Here is a 16,868-nt window from a genome sequence, read left to right on the forward strand (position 1 = left end):
TCCCGCCGCCCGCAAGAGGACACGCGCCCCGTATTCACATCACGGTCAGCCGTAACCCAGGGCGTGAAGGCGCGCGTCGTCGATGCCGAAGTGGTGCGCGATCTCGTGCACCACTGTGATCTCCGTCTCGGCGACGACGTCCTCCCGCGACTCGCACATCCGCAGCGTCGGGTTCCGGTAGATGGTGATGCGGTCCGGCAGCACACCGGCGTACCACTCGCCCCGGTCGGTCAGCGGAGTGCCCTCGTACAGCCCGAGCAGCTCGGGATCGTCCGACGGCGGTTCGTCCTCGACGAACACCGCGACGTTGTCCATCAGTCGCGTCAACTCCGGCGGGATCCGGTCGAGCGCCTCGGCGACCAGCTCCTCGAACTCCTCACGCGTCATCTCCAGCACAGGCCCATTGTCGGCCACGACACAGCCGTACGAGAGCCTTCCGGCGTCGCATATCCGGCCCCGGACTTGGGCATACGGGACCAATGGTCCGCGTCCCCGCTGTAGTCCGGAGTGTCCTGAACCCGATCCGCAAGGCCCCGAGCGCGCTCGCCCGGCGCTATCGCTCCCGCCAGGCCCCGGCCACGATCGCACTCGTACCCCAGCCGCACCCGTGGTCCCGGGCGGTGGGACTCGTGGCCGTCGTCCTCCTCGGCGCCTGGCTGGGCCTGCTGGTCGTGGGCAACGTCCGGGTCCCGGTCGGCCCCATGAACACCACCATGACTCTGCGGCCCTCCTTCACCGGCGGCACCAAGATCAACATTTCGCCCCTGGGCGCGCTCCAGCTGGACAGCCACGTCGCTCCCGTCCGCCTGGACGTGAACGTCGACCAGCTCGACCCGGAGCGCTCCCAGGCCCTGGTCGACCATCCCGAGCGGCTCTCCGGCCTCCAGGACGAGGTCACCGAGGACGTCGGACGCGGCACCCTCGACCTGGCCGTCCGCTCGAGCGTCGCCGTCGTCGGCGGCGCCACCGCGCTCGGCCTCGCGGTCTACCGCCGCCCCCGCCGTGCCCTAGCCGCCGGCGGCCTCGCCCTCACCCTCCTCGCCGCCTCGGGCGGCACGGCGTACGCCACCTGGCGCCCCGACTCCGTCCTGGAACCCAAGTTCTCCGGACTGCTCACCTCGGCTCCGTCCCTGGTCGGCAACGCGCGCAGCATCGTCACCGAATTCGACGTCTACCAGAAGGAATTGGCCCGCCTGGTCACCAACGTCACCAAGCTCTACGACGCCACCTCCACCCTCCCGGCCTATGCGCCCGACCCCTCCACCATCCGGGTGCTGCACGTCTCCGACATCCACCTGAACCCGGCGAGCTGGAAGATCATCGCCTCGCTGGTGGAGCAGTACAAGGTGGACGTGATCGTCGACTCGGGCGACACGATGGACCACGGCACAGCCGCCGAGAACGGCTTCCTGGACCCCATCGAGGACCTCGGGGCCCCCTACGTCTGGGTCCGCGGCAACCACGACTCCATGATCACCCAGCGCTACATGGAGGGCCTGAAGAACGTCCACGTCCTGGACGGCGGCCGGGCGAAGACGATCGAGGGCCTGCGCTTCGCGGGCATCGGCGACCCGCAGTTCACCCCGGACCGCTCGAAGCAGCCCGGCAACGAACGGTCCCAGGAGCTGGCCGGCGCCCGCCTGGCCACGGCCCTGCGCGACCAGCGCACGGCCGGCACCCCGGTGGACATCGCCATCGCCCACGAGCCCGCGGCGGCCCGAGAGGTCGACGGCGAAGTGCCGCTCGTGCTGGCCGGCCATGTGCACCACGACGAGATGGAAGTCCTGAAGTACGGCACCCGACTCCGCATCGAGGGCTCCACGGGCGGCAGCGGCCTGCGCGCCATCGAGGGCAAGCACCCGGACCCCATCGAAGCGTCGATCCTGTACTTCGACCGGGACACCCGCCATCTCCAGGCCTGGGACGAGATCGAACTGGGCGGCCTCGGCCTCACGACAGCCGAGGTCAGCCGCCACCTCCCGGAGGAGAACCAGCCCGGCGCGACCCAGTCCCCGACCACCCCCGCGACGGAGTCCCCGCAGGAGTCCCCGACGCCCTCCCCCTAAACCGTTTTGGCGATAGCTCCCGCCATCCCATATGCTTCTCACGTCCCCGACGCGCTGAGAAGCGCCCAGGCGGGCCGATAGCCCTCATCGTCTAGCGGCCTAGGACGCCGCCCTTTCAAGGCGGTAGCACGGGTTCGAATCCCGTTGGGGGCACGCACCACCCTGTGCGACACTGTCGTACGACACGCTTGGTCCTGTGGAGCAGTTTGGAGTGCTCGCCACCCTGTCAAGGTGGAGGCCGCGGGTTCAAATCCCGTCAGGACCGCTGAGGTTTCACGTGAAACCTCGTGGCTGGGTAGCTCAGTTGGTACGAGCGTCCGCCTGAAAAGCGGAAGGTCGCCGGTTCGACCCCGGCCCCAGCCACAACGGAAACCCCCGTCGAGATCTCGGCGGGGGTTTCGCTCTGACAAAAGCGTTCGCCAGGAAAATCCGCGGGATGAGATCCTGGATCGCGTATGTCTACGCAATCCGCTCCCGCCCTCGGCGCCCTCGCCTCCCGCCTGACCGAGCTCTCCCTGCGCGACGCGCACCGGCTCGGGCGCAGGCTCGAAGGCGCGCGCAAGATCCGTAAGCCGGAGGCCCGGGCCGCCGTGCTGGCCGAGATCGAGGCCGAGGTCGGCAAGGCCGAGGAGCGGATGGCCGGGCGACGCGGCCGTCTTCCCGAGATCACGTATCCCGAGCAGCTGCCGGTCAGCCAGAAGAAGGACGAGATCGCCGACGCCATCCGCGACCACCAGGTCGTGATCGTCGCCGGTGAGACCGGGTCCGGGAAGACCACGCAGATCCCGAAGATCTGCATGGAGCTCGGTCGCGGCGTCCGCGGCATGATCGGGCACACCCAGCCCCGCCGTATCGCCGCCCGCACCGTCGCCGAGCGTGTGGCGGACGAGCTGGACACCCCGCTGGGCGAGGCCGTCGGCTGGAAGGTCCGCTTCACCGACCAGGTCGACCCGGACGCCACCTTCGTCAAGCTCATGACGGACGGCATCCTGCTCGCCGAGATCCAGACCGACCGCGAGCTGCGCGCCTACGACACGATCATCATCGACGAGGCCCACGAACGGTCCCTCAACATCGACTTCCTGCTGGGCTACCTCGCCCAGCTGCTGCCCAAGCGCCCGGATCTGAAGGTCGTCATCACCTCGGCGACCATCGACCCCGAGCGCTTCTCACGGCACTTCGGCGACGCCCCCATCGTCGAGGTCAGCGGCCGTACGTACCCCGTGGAGGTGCGCTACCGGCCGCTCCTGGAGGAGGACGGCGAGGACGCCGACCGCGACCAGATCACCGCGATCACCGACGCGGTCGAGGAGCTCCAGAAGGAGGGCCAGGGCGACATCCTGGTCTTCCTCTCCGGCGAGCGGGAGATCCGGGACACGGCCGACGCGCTCACCAAGAAGAACTACCGCTTCACGGAGATCCTGCCGCTCTACGCCCGGCTCTCCCACGCCGAACAGCATCGCGTCTTCCAGCCGCACACCGGACGCAGGATCGTTCTGGCCACGAACGTCGCCGAGACCTCCCTCACCGTCCCGGGCATCAAGTACGTCATCGACCCGGGCTTCGCACGGATCTCCCGCTACAGCCACCGCACCAAGGTTCAGCGCCTGCCCATCGAGCCGGTCTCCCAGGCCAGCGCCAACCAGCGCAAGGGCCGCTGCGGCCGTACCTCGGACGGCATCTGCATCCGCCTGTACAGCGAGGAGGACTTCAACGCCCGCCCGGAGTTCACGGACGCGGAGATCCTCCGGACGAACCTCGCCTCCGTCATCCTCCAGATGACCGCGGCCGGCCTCGGCGACATCGAGAAGTTCCCCTTCATCGACCCGCCGGACCACCGCAACATCCGCGACGGCGTGCAGCTCCTCCAGGAGCTGGGCGCCCTCGACCCGGCGCAGAAGGACCCCCGCAAGCGGCTCACGGACACCGGCCGCAAGCTCGCCCAGCTGCCCGTCGACCCGCGGCTGGCCCGGATGGTCCTGGAGGCGGACACGAACGGCTGTGTGCGCGAGGTGATGGTCATAGCCGCCGCGCTGTCCATCCAGGACCCGCGCGAGCGCCCCGCCGACAAGCAGACCCAGGCCGACCAGCAGCACGCCCGTTTCAAGGACGAGACCAGCGACTTCCTGGCCTACCTCAACCTCTGGCGCTACATCCGCGAGCAGCAGAAGGAGCGCGGCTCGTCCTCCTTCCGCCGGATGTGCAAGCAGGAGTACCTCAACTTCCTTCGCATCCGCGAATGGCAGGACATCTACAGCCAGTTGCGCACGGTCGCGAAGCAGATGGGCATCCACCTCAACGAGGACGACGCCCCGGCCGACCGCATCCACGTCTCCCTCCTCGCGGGCCTGCTCTCCCACATCGGCATGAAGGACGTGAAGGACGGCGCGAAGAACGAGTATCTGGGCGCCCGCAACGCCAAGTTCGCGATCTTCCCGGGCTCGGCCCTCTTCAAGAAGCCCCCGCGCTTCGTGATGTCCGCCGAACTCGTCGAGACGTCCCGGCTCTGGGCCCGCGTCAACGCCAAGATCGAGCCCGAGTGGGTCGAACCCCTCGCCGGCCACCTCCTCAAGCGCACGTACAGCGAACCGCACTGGGAGAAGGACCAGGCCGCGGTGATGGCGTACGAGAAGGTCACGCTCTACGGCGTGCCGATCGTGGCCCAGCGGAAGGTCAACTACGGCCGGATCGACCCGGAGGTCAGCCGTGAGCTGTTCATCCGGAACGCGCTCGTCGAGGGCGACTGGCGCACGCACCACAAGTTCTTCTCGGACAACCGCAGACTCCTCACCGAGGTCGAGGAGCTGGAGCACCGGGCCCGGCGCCGGGACATCCTGGTCGACGACGAGACGCTGTTCGACTTCTACGACCAGCGCATCCCCGCACACGTCGTCTCCGGCGCCCACTTCGACTCCTGGTGGAAGCACAAGCGGCACGAGCAGCCCGACTTCCTCGACTTCGAGCGCGAGATGCTCATCAACGAGAAGGCGGGCGAGGTCACCAAGGACGACTATCCGGACTCCTGGCGCCAGGGGAACCTCAAGTTCCGCGTCACGTACCAGTTCGAGCCGGGCGCGGACGCCGACGGCGTGACCGTCCACATCCCGCTCCAGGTCCTCAACCAGGTCACGGACGAGGGCTTCGACTGGCAGATCCCGGGCCTCAGGGAGGAGCTCGTCACGGAGCTCATCCGGTCCCTGCCCAAGCCGATCCGCCGCAACTACGTGCCCGCGCCGAACTACGCGCAGGCGTTCCTGGACAAGGCGGTCCCCCTCCAGGAGCCCCTCACCACGACCATGGCCCGCGAGCTGCGGCTCATGGTCGGAGTACCTTTCGACGCCGAGGACTTCGACTGGGGCAAGGTCCCCGATCACCTGAAGATCACCTTCCGGATCGTCGACGAGCGGCGCCGCAAGCTCGCCGAGGACAAGGACCTGGAGGCTCTGAAGCTCAGGCTCCGGCCGAAGGCCCGCAAGGCCCTCTCCCAGGCGGCGGCCGCCACCGCGGAACGCCGGGGCGGCGAGTTGCTGGAGCGCACGGGCCTCACCGACTGGACGATCGGCACCCTCACCCGCGTCTTCGAGACCAGGCGGGCCGGCCAGCCGGTGAAGGCCTACCCGGCGCTGGTCGACGACGGCGACACGGTCTCCGTACGCCTCTTCGACACGGAGGCCGAGCAGCAGCAGGCCATGTGGAAGGGCACCCGCCGCCTGATCCTGCGCAACATCCCGGTGAACCCGGCCAAGTTCGCCTCCGAGAAGCTGACGAACGCGCAGAAGCTGGCGCTGTCCGCGAATCCGCACGGCTCCATCCAGGCGCTGTTCGACGACTGCGCGATGGCGGCCGCCGACAAGCTGATCGCGGACTTCGGCGGGCCGGCGTGGGACGAGGAGTCGTACCGGAAGCTGTACGACAAGGTGCGCGCCGAGATCGTCGACACGACCGTCCGTACGGTGGGCCAGGTGCAGCAGGTGCTGGCCGCCTGGCAGGCCTGTGAGCGCCGTCTGAAGGCCGTACGCAGCCCCGCGCTGCTGCCGAACCTCCAGGACGTACGGGCGCAGCTGGACTCCCTCGTGAAGCCGGGCTTCGTGACGGAGGCGGGTCTGCGCCGCATGCCGGATCTCATGCGCTACCTGGTGGCCGCGGACCGGCGTCTGACGCAGATGCCGACGAACGCCCAGCGGGACACCACGCGGATGCAGAAGGTCCACGAGATGCAGGACGAGTACGCCTGGCTCCTGGAGCAGATGCCGCAGGGCCGGCCGGTGCCGTCGTCGGTCCTGGACATCCGCTGGATGATCGAGGAGCTCCGGGTCAGCTACTTCGCCCACGCGCTGGGCACGGCGTACCCCGTGTCCGACAAGCGGATCGTGAAGGCGATCGACGCGGCAGCGCCGTAACGGCGAGCGCACGCAGGGTGAGTTCGACCAAGGGCCCACCCTCCTGTACAGTCTCTTCTCGCAGCGCAACGCACCAACGGCGCCGCGAAATCTGGTCCTGTGGAGCAGTTTGGAGTGCTCGCCACCCTGTCAAGGTGGAGGCCGCGGGTTCAAATCCCGTCAGGACCGCAGTGAATGAGCCCGGATCTTCGGATCCGGGCTCTTTTCGTTGCCCGAGCTCCGCCGCGGCCAGGTTCTTTTGTGCGCCTGTGACCTGCGAGACGCCCCCTCGCGGTCCCTCACGCCGTCTTGACGGTCTCTCATTCCCTCGGTACCCAGAGACCAGGGCCGTTCCCCGTTCGGCCTTCTGGAGGTGGCGTATGGCGGCATCGGCTAGGCATGAGACGCGGGCCCTGCTCCGTGCGCATCTGGCGGCCGCGTCGTCGTACCGGCATCTCACGCGCCACTGTCCGATCTGCCATCACCTGCTGCGGCTGGCGATGGAGTCCGCCTCTCGCACCGCCCAGGCCTCCCAGGGGGCCGTCGAGAACGAGAGCCCGGCGCGGGCCTGACCGAGGGCCGGCCTCAACACCCGTCCGTACGCGGGATGCTGGAGTCGGCGGTTCCTCTACCGCACCCGCGGCGGAGCTAACAAGCCGCTCGGTATGTGACGGGTGTCACCGCATGAGTTTTGGAAAGTGCGGTACTTACACCCCGCCTACAACAGGTCAATTTAATATGTGCAATGGCACCCCTTCGACGGTGCTGCACACAGGGCATCCGACACCCCTCCCCACACTCCGACGAGGCCGCTCACAACTGGGTTCAACAGACCGGCGGCCGGCGCACAAAAAAGATCGCGCTGGACCCGGCGGAGTCCAGCGCGACCGACGACGCACCCTGTTAATGCCTGGATAGCTCTGACTGGCGTGGGCGTGGGGCCTGTTGGGGCAGGACCCGCGTCGCTTGGAGCTGTGGTTCCGGACGTCTCGGCTGATGGGGGACCAGCCGGTTTGCCCGGTTATTCAGTTGTTCAGGCCTCGCTGCGCTGCTGCGGAATGCCCGCGAGCAGAGCGCGGACCTCGGCCTCGCGGTAACGACGATGCCCGCCGAGCGTGCGGATCGACGTGAGCTTGCCGGCCTTCGCCCACCGCGTGACCGTCTTGGGGTCGACGCGGAACATGGTGGCGACCTCAGCCGGGGTCAGCAGCGGCTCGGCATCAGGGGTGCGAGCGGTCATGAGCGGCCTCCTCGGGAGAACCGAACCTTCTCGGTTCTTTCCTCTAAATTCTGCACCTTGACCCGCGTTGCCCGAAATGGCGGACGCGAGTCGAGTCGGTTATAGGACGAACGGCTTGTCCTCGGCACTACAACTACACCATCTGTCCAGCCGCGTCGGCCAAACCGATGGAATTGCCCTCCCAGGTGTTCATCAGCGACGGAAGCCGATGGACCATGCCATAGCGGACAGTCACGCCGCTGTGACGATCAGTCACAGGGCGATCAGGAGTCATCAGACCCCCCAAAGCGTGCAATGCTGAGATTCCGCCCACAATGCAGCACAACGGGACGGAAGGAGCCCCCCGGACTCCTTGTCCTATTTTGGCATGAGGGGGGGCAAGGGGCGCAAGGGCCACGTACGTGCAGTCCGTCACGCTTGGCCCACTTGAGAGGTACGCCCGGATCGGGACCTACGTCCGCTGTTGACAAGGCTTCAGCAAACGCAGGGCACTCTTCGGGAATGTCGGTGCGAGGACGAAACCTCAAAACGGGCGGTACGTCAAACGCCTGTTCGTTACCGCCGCGAGCCGTCCGTAGGAACCGAAGGTCAGAGGTCAGTTCGCCGACCGCAGATCCCGCACGGAACGCCACCGCTCCACCAGACGTGCGTACGCCTCCCCCGCGGCCGCCCCGTCGCCCCGGCGCAGCGCCGCGATGCCCTCGGCCACGTCCGCGGCCGAGTGGTCGTCCTCCAGCGCCCCGGTCGGCAGGGCGTGCACCAGGCCGCCGTAGTCCAGCTCCACGAGCGAGCGCGGGTGGAACTCCTCCAGCCAGCGCCCGACGTCCACCAGGCCCTCGATCAGCGGCCCCTCGTCCATGGCCTCCTTCAGGGCCCGCAGCCCCCGGGCCACGCGCCGCCGGGCCTGGACCATGGGCGTGCGGTAGCGCAGCACCGGCGGGCTGTCCTCCCTGTCGCCCTTGTCGTACTCGCGCTCCTCGTCGGCGACCAGCACGAACCAGTTGATCGGCACCTGCCAGGTCGCCGTACGGATCCACGGCCGGGCGTCCGGGTTCTCCACCAGCCAGCGCTCGTAGTCCTGGGCCGCCTGGTGGCGCAGGAAGGGCGGCAGGACCGCGTCCAGGACCGGCGGCGGCATCTCCTCGGAGAGCTCCTCCAGCGCCTGCCAGCCGCGAAGCCGGGTGCGCCAGGGGCAGACGCAGACGACGCCGTCCACGTCCAGCACGAAGGCGTCCTCGCTCTCGTGCACCGGCACCATGACCGGCGGGGTGGGTGCCAAGTCGGCCAGCGCGCGGCGGAGTTCGTCCTGGTACGAGGGGCGGTCCGGACGGCGCGCGTAGCGGGCCCAGTGGCTGCGCTCCGGCTCCGGGAAGGCGGCCAGCGGTTCGTACACGCGCAGATAGGTCGCGTAGGGGACGATCACCGAGGACACCTTGGGCACGCCTGCTCCCTCCCCCGCCCATCGTCGTGAAAACCTGCGGAGCCACTCACAAACGCGCGGGAAATCTATGCAAATCGTCGCACGGGGTGTACTCCGGTCGGAGGTGATCCTGAGCGCTGTGCGGCCGGCGGGCCGAGCAGGCTCTAATCTCGTGCTCAACAGCCCCCGCCACCCGTACGGGAGCCCGTCTCCACCCGCCGCAACTTACTCAGGAGTCACCACAGTGACCGACGTAACCGGCGCACCTGCTGATGTACTGCACACCCTGTTCCACTCGGACCAGGGCGGTCATGAGCAAGTCGTGCTCTGCCAGGACCGCGCGAGCGGCCTCAAGGCCGTCATCGCCATCCACTCCACCGCCCTGGGCCCCGCGCTCGGCGGCACGCGCTTCTACCCGTACGCGAACGAGGCCGAGGCCGTCGCCGACGCGCTGAACCTCGCCCGTGGGATGTCCTACAAGAACGCCATGGCCGGTCTCGACCACGGCGGCGGCAAGGCCGTGATCATCGGCGACCCGGAGCGGATCAAGACCGAGGAGCTGCTCCTCGCCTACGGCCGGTTCGTCGCCTCCCTCGGCGGCCGGTACGTCACCGCCTGTGACGTCGGCACGTACGTCGCCGACATGGACGTCGTGGCCCGCGAGTGCCGCTGGACCACCGGCCGCTCCCCGGAGAACGGCGGCGCCGGGGACTCCTCCGTCCTCACCGCCTACGGCGTCTACCAGGGCATGCGGGCCTCCGCGCAGCACCTGTGGGGCGACCCCTCGCTGCGCGCGAAGCGGGTCGGCATCGCCGGCGTCGGCAAGGTCGGCCACCACCTGGTGGAGCACCTGGTGAAGGAGGGCGCCGAGGTCTTCGTCACGGACGTGCGCGAGGACGCCGTACGGCGGATCACCGAGCGGCACCGGGACGTCATGGCCGTGAAGGACACCGACGAGCTGATCCGCGTCGACGGTCTGGGCATCTACGCTCCCTGCGCGCTGGGCGGGGCCCTGAACGACGACACGGTGCCGGTGCTGACCGCCGAGGTGGTCTGCGGCGCCGCCAACAACCAGCTCGCCCACCCGGGCGTGGAGAAGGACCTCGCCGACCGCGGGATCCTCTACGCGCCGGACTACGTCGTCAACGCCGGCGGCGTCATCCAGGTCGCCGACGAGCTGCACGGCTTCGACTTCGAGCGGTGCAAGGCGAAGGCGGCGAAGATCTTCGACACCACGCTGGCCATATTCGCACGTGCGAAGCAAGACGGCATTCCGCCGGCTGCCGCGGCCGACCGGATCGCCGAACAGCGCATGCACGACGCGGCCGCGGCCCGCCGGGCGCGCTGATTCGACAGCCTCCTCGTACGTTTGACCGGTACCCGTCGGTGGGCAGTTAGAGAGAACTCTCACTTCTACCGGCGGGTCGATCGCCGATAAGTGGTTAAAATCGCGGTTGACCAGCGAGGACGGGGCGCCTCGAAGGTCCTGGGCGCGGGCACGTCATGCGGGCGACGTACCGTATGGGCGCGGGCTCAGGTACCGTGGAAGCCCTACGGACCGGTCTCTCCGCGGAGAGTCCGTGCCGGACCATGAACGCGTGTCAAGACTCTGGGGCCGTCGAGCCCCGTCGTTGAGGGGGTCGAGCCATGGGGCGCGGCCGGGCCAAGGCCAAGCAGACGAAGGTCGCCCGCCAGCTGAAGTACAACAGCGGTGGGACTGACCTCTCACGCCTGGCCGAGGAGCTGGGTGCATCGCCTTCGAATCCGCAGCCGCCTAACGGCGGGCCGTTCGAGGACGATGATCAGGACGACGACCTGTACGCACGGTACGCCGACCTCTACGAGGACGACGATGAAGACGAGGACGACCAGTCCCCGCAACACCGTCGCGGCGCTTGACCTTGCACTGAGCATTAACCCGGTCGGTGACTGAAGGTCACCGACCGGGTTCTGTGCTGCCTTCAGGTCGTCAGCTCGCGTAGTCACTCACGAGGGCGGCACCAGTGGTGTGCTCGCCCCTGTCCGTGATCTCTCCGGTCACCCAGGCGTCCACGCCGCGGTCGGCCAGGGTCGCCAGGGCCACGTCCGTGGACTCCTGCGGCACGATCGCGATCATGCCGACGCCCATGTTCAGGGTCTTCTCGAGCTCGAGGCGCTCGACGCTGCCCGTGCGGCCGACCAGCTCGAAGATCGGGTCCGGGGTCCAGGTGGAGCGGTCGACGATCGCGTGCAGTTCGTCGGGGACGACCCGGGCGAGGTTGGCCGCGAGTCCGCCGCCGGTGACGTGGCTGAAGGCGTGCACCTCGGTGGTGCGCATCAGGGCCAGGCAGTCCAGCGAGTAGATCTTCGTCGGCTCCAGCAGTTCCTCGCCGAGGGTACGGCCGAGCTCGTCGATGTGCGCGTCCAGGGCCAGGCCCGCCTGGTTCAGCAGGACGTGCCGGACGAGCGAGTACCCGTTCGAGTGAAGCCCGGAGGACGCCATGGCGATCACCGCGTCACCCGTCCGGATACGGTCCGCGCCGAGCAGCCGGTCGGCCTCCACGACGCCCGTACCGGCGCCGGCGACGTCGAAGTCGTCCTCGCCCAGCAGGCCCGGGTGCTCGGCCGTCTCGCCGCCGACCAGGGCGCAGCCGGCCAGCACACAGCCCTCGGCGATGCCCTTGACGATGGCGGCGACCCGCTCGGGGTGGACCTTGCCGACACAGATGTAGTCGGTCATGAACAGGGGCTCGGCGCCGCAGACCACGATGTCGTCCATGACCATGGCGACCAGGTCGTGGCCGATCGTGTCGTAGACGCCCAGCTGGCGGGCGATGTCGACCTTGGTGCCGACGCCGTCCGTGGCGGAGGCGAGCAGGGGCCGCTCGTAGTTCTTCAGGGCGGAGGCGTCGAAGAGGCCGGCGAAGCCGCCGAGGCCGCCGAGGACCTCGGGGCGCTGGGCCTTCTTCACCCACTCCTTCATCAGCTCGACGGCGCGGTCGCCCGCTTCGATGTCGACGCCCGCGGCTGCGTAGCTGGCACCAGTTGTCTCAGACATGGCTAAGGAGAACCTTCGTGTCGTACAGCAGGTATTGCGGGCTGCCTACGGGCGGCGGATCGCGTCGGAAGCGGCCGTGGCGGCCGGGCCGGCGGCCAGCTCCGTCTCCAGGAGCTGCTTGCCGAGCAGCTCGGGGTCCGGGAGCTCCATCGGGTACTCGCCGTCGAAGCAGGCGCGGCACAGGTTCGGCTTGGCGATGGTGGTCGCCTCGATCATGCCGTCGATGGAGATGTAGGCCAGGGAGTCGGCGCCCAGGGAGGTGCCGATCTCCTCGATCGTCATGCCGTTGGCGATGAGCTCGGCGCGGGTGGCGAAGTCGATGCCGAAGAAGCAGGGCCACTTCACGGGCGGCGAGGAGATCCGGATGTGGACCTCGGCGGCGCCCGCCTCGCGGAGCATGCGGACCAGGGCCCGCTGGGTGTTGCCGCGCACGATCGAGTCGTCGACGACGACCAGGCGCTTGCCCTTGATGACTTCCTTCAGCGGGTTCAGCTTCAGGCGGATGCCCAGCTGGCGGATGGTCTGCGAGGGCTGGATGAACGTACGGCCGACGTAGGCGTTCTTCACCAGGCCGGCGCCGAAGGGGATGCCCGAGGCCTCGGCGTAACCGATGGCCGCCGGCGTGCCGGACTCCGGGGTCGCTATGACCAGGTCGGCCTCGACCGGGGCTTCCTTCGCGAGCTTGCGGCCCATCTCCACGCGGGAGAGGTAGACGTTCCGGCCGGCGATGTCGGTGTCCGGGCGGGCCAGGTACACGTACTCGAAGACACAGCCCTTGGGCTTCGCTTCCGCGAATCGGGAGCTGCGCAGGCCGTTCTCGTCGATGGCGACGAACTCGCCCGGCTCGATCTCGCGGACGTAGGCGGCGCCGCAGATGTCGAGGGCGGCGGACTCGGATGCGATGACCCAGCCGCGCTCCAGACGGCCGAGGACCAGCGGGCGGATGCCCTGCGGGTCGCGGGCCGCGTAGAGGGTGTTCTCGTCCATGAAGACGAGGCTGAAGGCGCCGCGCACCTGCGGAAGGACCTGGCCGGCCGCCTCCTCGATGGTCAGCGGCTTGCCGTCCTCGTCGACCTGGGCCGCGAGGAGCGCGGTGAGCAGGTCGGTGTCGTTGGTGGCCGCGACGCGCGGAGTGCGGCCGCCCTCCTGCTTGGGCAGGTCGGCGACCATCTCGGCGAGCTGGGCGGTGTTGACGAGGTTGCCGTTGTGGCCGAGCGCGATCGAGCCGTGCGCGGTGGCGCGGAACGTCGGCTGGGCGTTCTCCCACACGGAGGCGCCGGTGGTCGAGTAGCGGGCGTGACCGACCGCGATGTGACCCTGGAGCGAACCGAGTGAGGTTTCGTCGAAGACCTGGGAGACCAGGCCCATGTCCTTGAAGACGAGGATCTGTGAGCCGTTGCTGACCGCGATTCCTGCGGATTCCTGGCCTCGATGCTGGAGGGCGTAGAGCCCGAAGTACGTGAGCTTGGCGACCTCTTCGCCCGGAGCCCAGACACCGAAGACGCCGCAAGCGTCCTGGGGGCCCTTCTCACCGGGGAGCAGGTCGTGGTTGAGTCGTCCGTCACCACGTGGCACGCAATCGAGTGTAGGCGAGGTCGACCACTGGTCCGAATTGGGGATACCGGACTTTTCAGTGGATCACTACTCGGCGACGGCTCGCACACTCGTGCCGTTTCCGCTGGTCAGCGTCAGAGTTTGGTGATCAACTCCGTACTTCAGCTTCCCGTCGAAAAGCCGCAGCAGGGCCTTCTCGTCGGACATGAGTGAGTCTTCGCACATCATTCGGGTCGTGGACGGGGGGCCGAGGGTGATATGGCCGTCGCGGACGGTGGCCTTGGCGTTGACCTTGTTGCAGCCGAGGCTGCCGGAGACGGTGCCCTTCTTCTCGTCGAAGGTGAGGTGGGCACGGCCGTCGGTCCGCGGGGTCGTGACGGTCCACTTGGTGCCGCTCAGCGGGGCGTCCTCGGCCTCGGTCAGGCGGACGGTGTCCCCCTGGCCGGTGGTGAGGGTGAGGCGGTCGCCGTCCACCCGGGCCTTGATCTCCCGGTCGGAGAGGATGCGGGCGAGGGCCTCCTCGAACTCCATGGGTATGTTCTCGCAGCCCATCTCCGTGGACATGGTCTTGCTGAGCCGGATGCGGTCGCCGTCGACGGTGGCGTCGGCGCCGAATTTGTTGCAGCCGAAGCTGCCCTCGGCCCGGCCCTTGTCGATGGTCACGTGGGCGCCGGCCGGGGCCTTGTGGGTCCTGCCGTCCGTGGTGACGCTGTCCACGCTCCACCGCACGCCCGTCACCGGCTTCCCGGCACCGACCGAACCGCTGCCGTCGTCCGCCTTCTCGTTGCCGCAGGCCGCCATGAGCGGGATGAGCATGGCGGCGGCCATCAGGGTCATGCGCTGCTTCTGCCTGTCCATGCCACTTCGACGGGGGACCCGGGGGGATCGGTTCCCCTTACGGTGCCGGTTCCTTCCCGTGCCGCCGCTCATGCCGTCTGCTCACGCCATCAGCGGCAGGTAGGGCGACAGATCCGCCCGCTCTCCACTGGCGCTCACGCGGGCGTCCTCGCGCGCCTGCCCCCAGGCCAGCCGCCCGGTCGCCAGCCGGATCCAGGTCAGCGGGTCCGTCTCGACGACGTTGGGCGGGGTGCCCCGGGTGTGCCTCGGGCCCTCCACGCACTGCACCACCGCGTACGGCGGAACCCGCACCTCCGTCGAGCCGCCGGGTGCCTTCGCGGCCAGCGCGTCGGCGAGCAGCCGGGTGCAGGCGGCGAGGGCCTGACGGTCGTAGGGGATGTCCAGGCCGGGGACGGCGGCGTTGAGGTCGTCGGTGTGGACGACGAGTTCGACGGTGCGGGTGACCAGGTAGTCGGCGAGGGTGATGGCACCCATGGGGGTCCCCCCTGCTCGAGCGCCGTCGCGAGCAGGGGGGAGGGTGGCGAGCAGGCGGGTGCCGGGGGCGTCCGCCAGCTTCTCGGTGAGGCGTTCCGCGGTGCCGGCGTAGAGGGCGTCGAGGTCGGGGTGGGCCTCGGCGAGCCGCCGGGTGTCGTCGGCGATGGCGGCGGCGCGGGCGGCCGTGGCGAAGGGCCAGTCGAGGAGGGCGAGCTCCGCCTTCGCCGGCTCCTCACGGTCGAGGTTGCGGCTGACGCTCTCCACGGCCATGATCACGTGCGCCGCCAGCTCCCTGACCGTCCAGTCCCCGAGCCGCGTCGGACGCGCCAGCTGTTCGGGGCCGAGGGTGCGGACGGCCTGCCGTACGTTCCCGAACTGGGCGAGCACAGCCGTGCGGATCTTGACGGGGTCGTAGCTGCGGGTGCGCTTCTTGGCCGGGGGCATGGCGTCAGCCTAAGTGCGCGTCAGGGCTGTCGGCGTCTGGAAGATCTCCCCGTTGGCGGGTAGGCCGATACCGCGCCAGGTGAAGGGGATGCCCCGGGCAGCGTCCGGGTCGGGGTCGTCCATCAGCTGGAAGTGCAGGTGCGGCTCTGAGGAGTTGCCGGAGTTGCCGCACCGGGCGAGTACCTGGCCGGCATGCACCCGGTCGCCCTCGCGGACGCAGAGCGAGCCGCGCTGGAGGTGGGCGTAGGCGGCGTAGATGCCGTTGCCGAGGTCGAGGACGACGTGGTTGCCCAGGATGTGGCGGACGCCGGACGTCTCTCGGACCGAGCCCTCGATGAGCATCAGGTACAGCAGGCCCGGCAGTGAGGTACGGCTCAGGTGGTCTCGCCGGCCGTCGGCGGCCCGTACGACGGTGCCGTCGGCGACCGCGAGGATCGGGGCGCCGAAGGCCGGGAAGGCCTGGGGACGGCGGGCGAGCGGCCACAGCCGCGGAAGGCGGGGCGGGAGCCCGGCTCGGGCTCGGCGAGGATGTCGATGGCGTACGTCTGCCCGTGGGCGTGGATGCCGTGGCTCGGGGTGCGGTCGGCCGGGCTGTTCAGCGCGGACCAGCGGCCGGTGACGGGCGGGGCGACCTCGACCGGTTCCCGGGCCCGGCGAGGGCTGCCGGGGGCGCCGCCCCACCGGTGGGCGACGGTGACGACGACGTACGCGAGGGCCGGCAGCAGGCAGTTCCACAAGACGTGATAGCCCCAGCCGAAGCAGATGTGGGCGATCACCAGCGCGATGAAGGCCAGCTGGAGGCCCTGGAAAGACACCATGCCAAGCTTGCGTGCGGACATACGCTCCCCCGGTTCGGTCACGGTCACGGGCGTGCCGTCGCCACCGCCACCAGCAGCGGTACGACCCGCGCCGGCGGCACCTCGTAGCGGCCCCGGCCTGTCGTGTGCAGCCAGCCGGTTCCGGTCAGCTGGCGCAGGTGGTGGTAGATCTGGCCGGTCGTGCCGACCTCGTCCAGCTCGGTGAGTTCCGCCGCGGTGCGCCGGCCGCCGAGGATCTCGCGGAGCAGCCGGAGCCGGACCGGGTGGCCGAGCGCCGCGAACGACTCGGCGACCGGTGCCCAGTCGTCCTCCAGCAGCCCCTCCGTCAGAGCCCCCGTCTGCCACTCGTACTGCTCGCCCGTCGGCAGGCGTACGGAGCCGGTGTAGAGGACGCCTCCGTCGGCGGCTCCCAGCTCGGACAGTTGCTCCTTCAGCCCGTTCAGGGCCCAGAAGTCGCTGCCGTCGAGGAGGGGTCCGGGGCGCTGGGCGCCTTCCAGTGCCGCGAGACGGCGCTCCAGGTCGGCGACGCGTTGTTCGAGTTCCATTCCTCCATATTACGGAACTACGTAATTCCGATC

At 69.2% G+C, this 16,868-nt stretch carries 13 protein-coding genes, 4 tRNA genes and 1 pseudogene; 9 read left to right on the plus strand and 9 right to left on the minus strand.

Translation table 11 applies throughout. The features are described 5' to 3' along the window. Positions 1-45 precede the first annotated feature (45 nt). Positions 46-396 (minus strand): metallopeptidase family protein, encoded by a 351-nt coding sequence (locus HDA41_RS18990; RefSeq protein ID WP_010044994.1) that lies wholly within the window; start codon positions 394-396, stop codon positions 46-48. 83 nt (positions 397-479) lie between these two features. Here HDA41_RS18990 and HDA41_RS18995 point away from each other — a divergent pair, with 83 nt between their 5' ends. From HDA41_RS18995 to HDA41_RS19025, 7 genes are all read left to right on the plus strand, one after another. Then, entirely contained in the window at positions 480-2,066 is a 1,587-nt protein-coding gene (locus tag HDA41_RS18995; RefSeq protein ID WP_184985490.1) for a metallophosphoesterase family protein, read from the plus strand. Between the two features lie 80 nt (positions 2,067-2,146). Next, a tRNA-Glu gene (locus HDA41_RS19000) sits at positions 2,147-2,219 on the plus strand. Between the two features lie 37 nt (positions 2,220-2,256). Beyond that, a tRNA-Asp gene (locus HDA41_RS19005) sits at positions 2,257-2,331 on the plus strand. 24 nt (positions 2,332-2,355) lie between these two features. Then, a tRNA-Phe gene (locus HDA41_RS19010) sits at positions 2,356-2,429 on the plus strand. Between the two features lie 92 nt (positions 2,430-2,521). Further along, positions 2,522-6,466: an ATP-dependent RNA helicase HrpA gene (gene hrpA / locus HDA41_RS19015; protein ID WP_184985492.1), complete on the plus strand. Its 3,945-nt coding sequence runs from the start codon at positions 2,522-2,524 to the stop codon at positions 6,464-6,466. A 93-nt stretch (positions 6,467-6,559) separates the two neighbouring features. Further along, positions 6,560-6,634 (plus strand) — tRNA-Asp (locus HDA41_RS19020). A gap of 191 nt (positions 6,635-6,825) precedes the next feature. Beyond that, entirely contained in the window at positions 6,826-7,017 is a 192-nt protein-coding gene (locus HDA41_RS19025; RefSeq protein WP_184985494.1) for a DUF6274 family protein, read from the plus strand. 461 nt (positions 7,018-7,478) lie between these two features. Here HDA41_RS19025 and bldC read toward each other — a convergent pair whose 3' ends face one another. Together bldC and HDA41_RS19035 are read right to left on the minus strand one after the other, a co-directional pair. Further along, entirely contained in the window at positions 7,479-7,685 is a 207-nt protein-coding gene (gene bldC, locus HDA41_RS19030) for a developmental transcriptional regulator BldC (protein WP_003949541.1), read from the minus strand. Between the two features lie 595 nt (positions 7,686-8,280). Beyond that, positions 8,281-9,126: a DUF8083 family protein gene (locus tag HDA41_RS19035; RefSeq protein WP_184985496.1), complete on the minus strand. Its 846-nt coding sequence runs from the start codon at positions 9,124-9,126 to the stop codon at positions 8,281-8,283. Positions 9,127-9,349: 223 nt separating this feature from the next. On the opposite strand from HDA41_RS19035, the gene HDA41_RS19040 reads away from it, so the two are divergent. Both HDA41_RS19040 and HDA41_RS19045 read left to right on the plus strand, forming a co-directional pair. Next, positions 9,350-10,453, plus strand: a complete 1,104-nt coding sequence (locus tag HDA41_RS19040) for a Leu/Phe/Val dehydrogenase (RefSeq protein WP_184985499.1) — start codon at positions 9,350-9,352, stop codon at positions 10,451-10,453. A gap of 299 nt (positions 10,454-10,752) precedes the next feature. Continuing rightward, positions 10,753-11,004 (plus strand): DUF3073 domain-containing protein, encoded by a 252-nt coding sequence (locus HDA41_RS19045; RefSeq protein WP_184985501.1) that lies wholly within the window; start codon positions 10,753-10,755, stop codon positions 11,002-11,004. Between the two features lie 70 nt (positions 11,005-11,074). Here the strand turns inward: HDA41_RS19045 and purM are convergent, their stop codons facing one another. The 6 genes and pseudogenes from purM to HDA41_RS19075 form a co-directional block, all read right to left on the minus strand. Next, on the minus strand, positions 11,075-12,142 hold the full coding sequence (gene purM, locus HDA41_RS19050) for a phosphoribosylformylglycinamidine cyclo-ligase (RefSeq protein WP_184985503.1): 1,068 nt from the start codon (positions 12,140-12,142) through the stop codon (positions 11,075-11,077). 45 nt (positions 12,143-12,187) lie between these two features. Next, complete coding sequence (gene purF / locus HDA41_RS19055) at positions 12,188-13,717, minus strand: amidophosphoribosyltransferase (protein ID WP_184985505.1); 1,530 nt, start codon at positions 13,715-13,717, stop codon at positions 12,188-12,190. Positions 13,718-13,783: 66 nt separating this feature from the next. Further along, on the minus strand, positions 13,784-14,554 hold the full coding sequence (locus HDA41_RS19060; RefSeq protein ID WP_184985507.1) for an META domain-containing protein: 771 nt from the start codon (positions 14,552-14,554) through the stop codon (positions 13,784-13,786). An 81-nt stretch (positions 14,555-14,635) separates the two neighbouring features. Continuing rightward, positions 14,636-15,472, minus strand: a complete 837-nt coding sequence (locus HDA41_RS19065) for a maleylpyruvate isomerase family mycothiol-dependent enzyme (RefSeq protein ID WP_184985509.1) — start codon at positions 15,470-15,472, stop codon at positions 14,636-14,638. A gap of 9 nt (positions 15,473-15,481) precedes the next feature. After that, a pseudogene (locus HDA41_RS19070) lies at positions 15,482-16,311 on the minus strand (M23 family metallopeptidase). A 23-nt stretch (positions 16,312-16,334) separates the two neighbouring features. Further along, complete coding sequence (locus HDA41_RS19075) at positions 16,335-16,835, minus strand: ArsR/SmtB family transcription factor (protein ID WP_184985511.1); 501 nt, start codon at positions 16,833-16,835, stop codon at positions 16,335-16,337. Positions 16,836-16,868 lie beyond the last annotated feature (33 nt).

The sequence above is a fragment of the Streptomyces caelestis genome (genome assembly GCF_014205255.1).
In the GTDB taxonomy this organism is placed as follows: domain Bacteria; phylum Actinomycetota; class Actinomycetes; order Streptomycetales; family Streptomycetaceae; genus Streptomyces; species Streptomyces caelestis.

Excerpts from the sequence above, each read along its gene's own strand:
- purM (WP_184985503.1), bottom strand. The coding sequence starts at position 12,142 with ATGTCTGAGACAACTGGTGCCAGCTACGCAGCCGCGGGCGTCGACATC.
- HDA41_RS19060 (WP_184985507.1), bottom strand. The coding sequence starts at position 14,554 with ATGGACAGGCAGAAGCAGCGCATGACCCTGATGGCCGCCGCCATGCTC.
- hrpA (WP_184985492.1), top strand. The coding sequence starts at position 2,522 with ATGTCTACGCAATCCGCTCCCGCCCTCGGCGCCCTCGCCTCCCGCCTG.
- bldC (WP_003949541.1), bottom strand. The coding sequence starts at position 7,685 with ATGACCGCTCGCACCCCTGATGCCGAGCCGCTGCTGACCCCGGCTGAG.
- HDA41_RS19045 (WP_184985501.1), top strand. The coding sequence starts at position 10,753 with ATGGGGCGCGGCCGGGCCAAGGCCAAGCAGACGAAGGTCGCCCGCCAG.
- HDA41_RS19065 (WP_184985509.1), bottom strand. The coding sequence starts at position 15,472 with ATGCCCCCGGCCAAGAAGCGCACCCGCAGCTACGACCCCGTCAAGATC.
- HDA41_RS19075 (WP_184985511.1), bottom strand. The coding sequence starts at position 16,835 with ATGGAACTCGAACAACGCGTCGCCGACCTGGAGCGCCGTCTCGCGGCA.
- HDA41_RS18995 (WP_184985490.1), top strand. The coding sequence starts at position 480 with ATGGTCCGCGTCCCCGCTGTAGTCCGGAGTGTCCTGAACCCGATCCGC.
- HDA41_RS19025 (WP_184985494.1), top strand. The coding sequence starts at position 6,826 with ATGGCGGCATCGGCTAGGCATGAGACGCGGGCCCTGCTCCGTGCGCAT.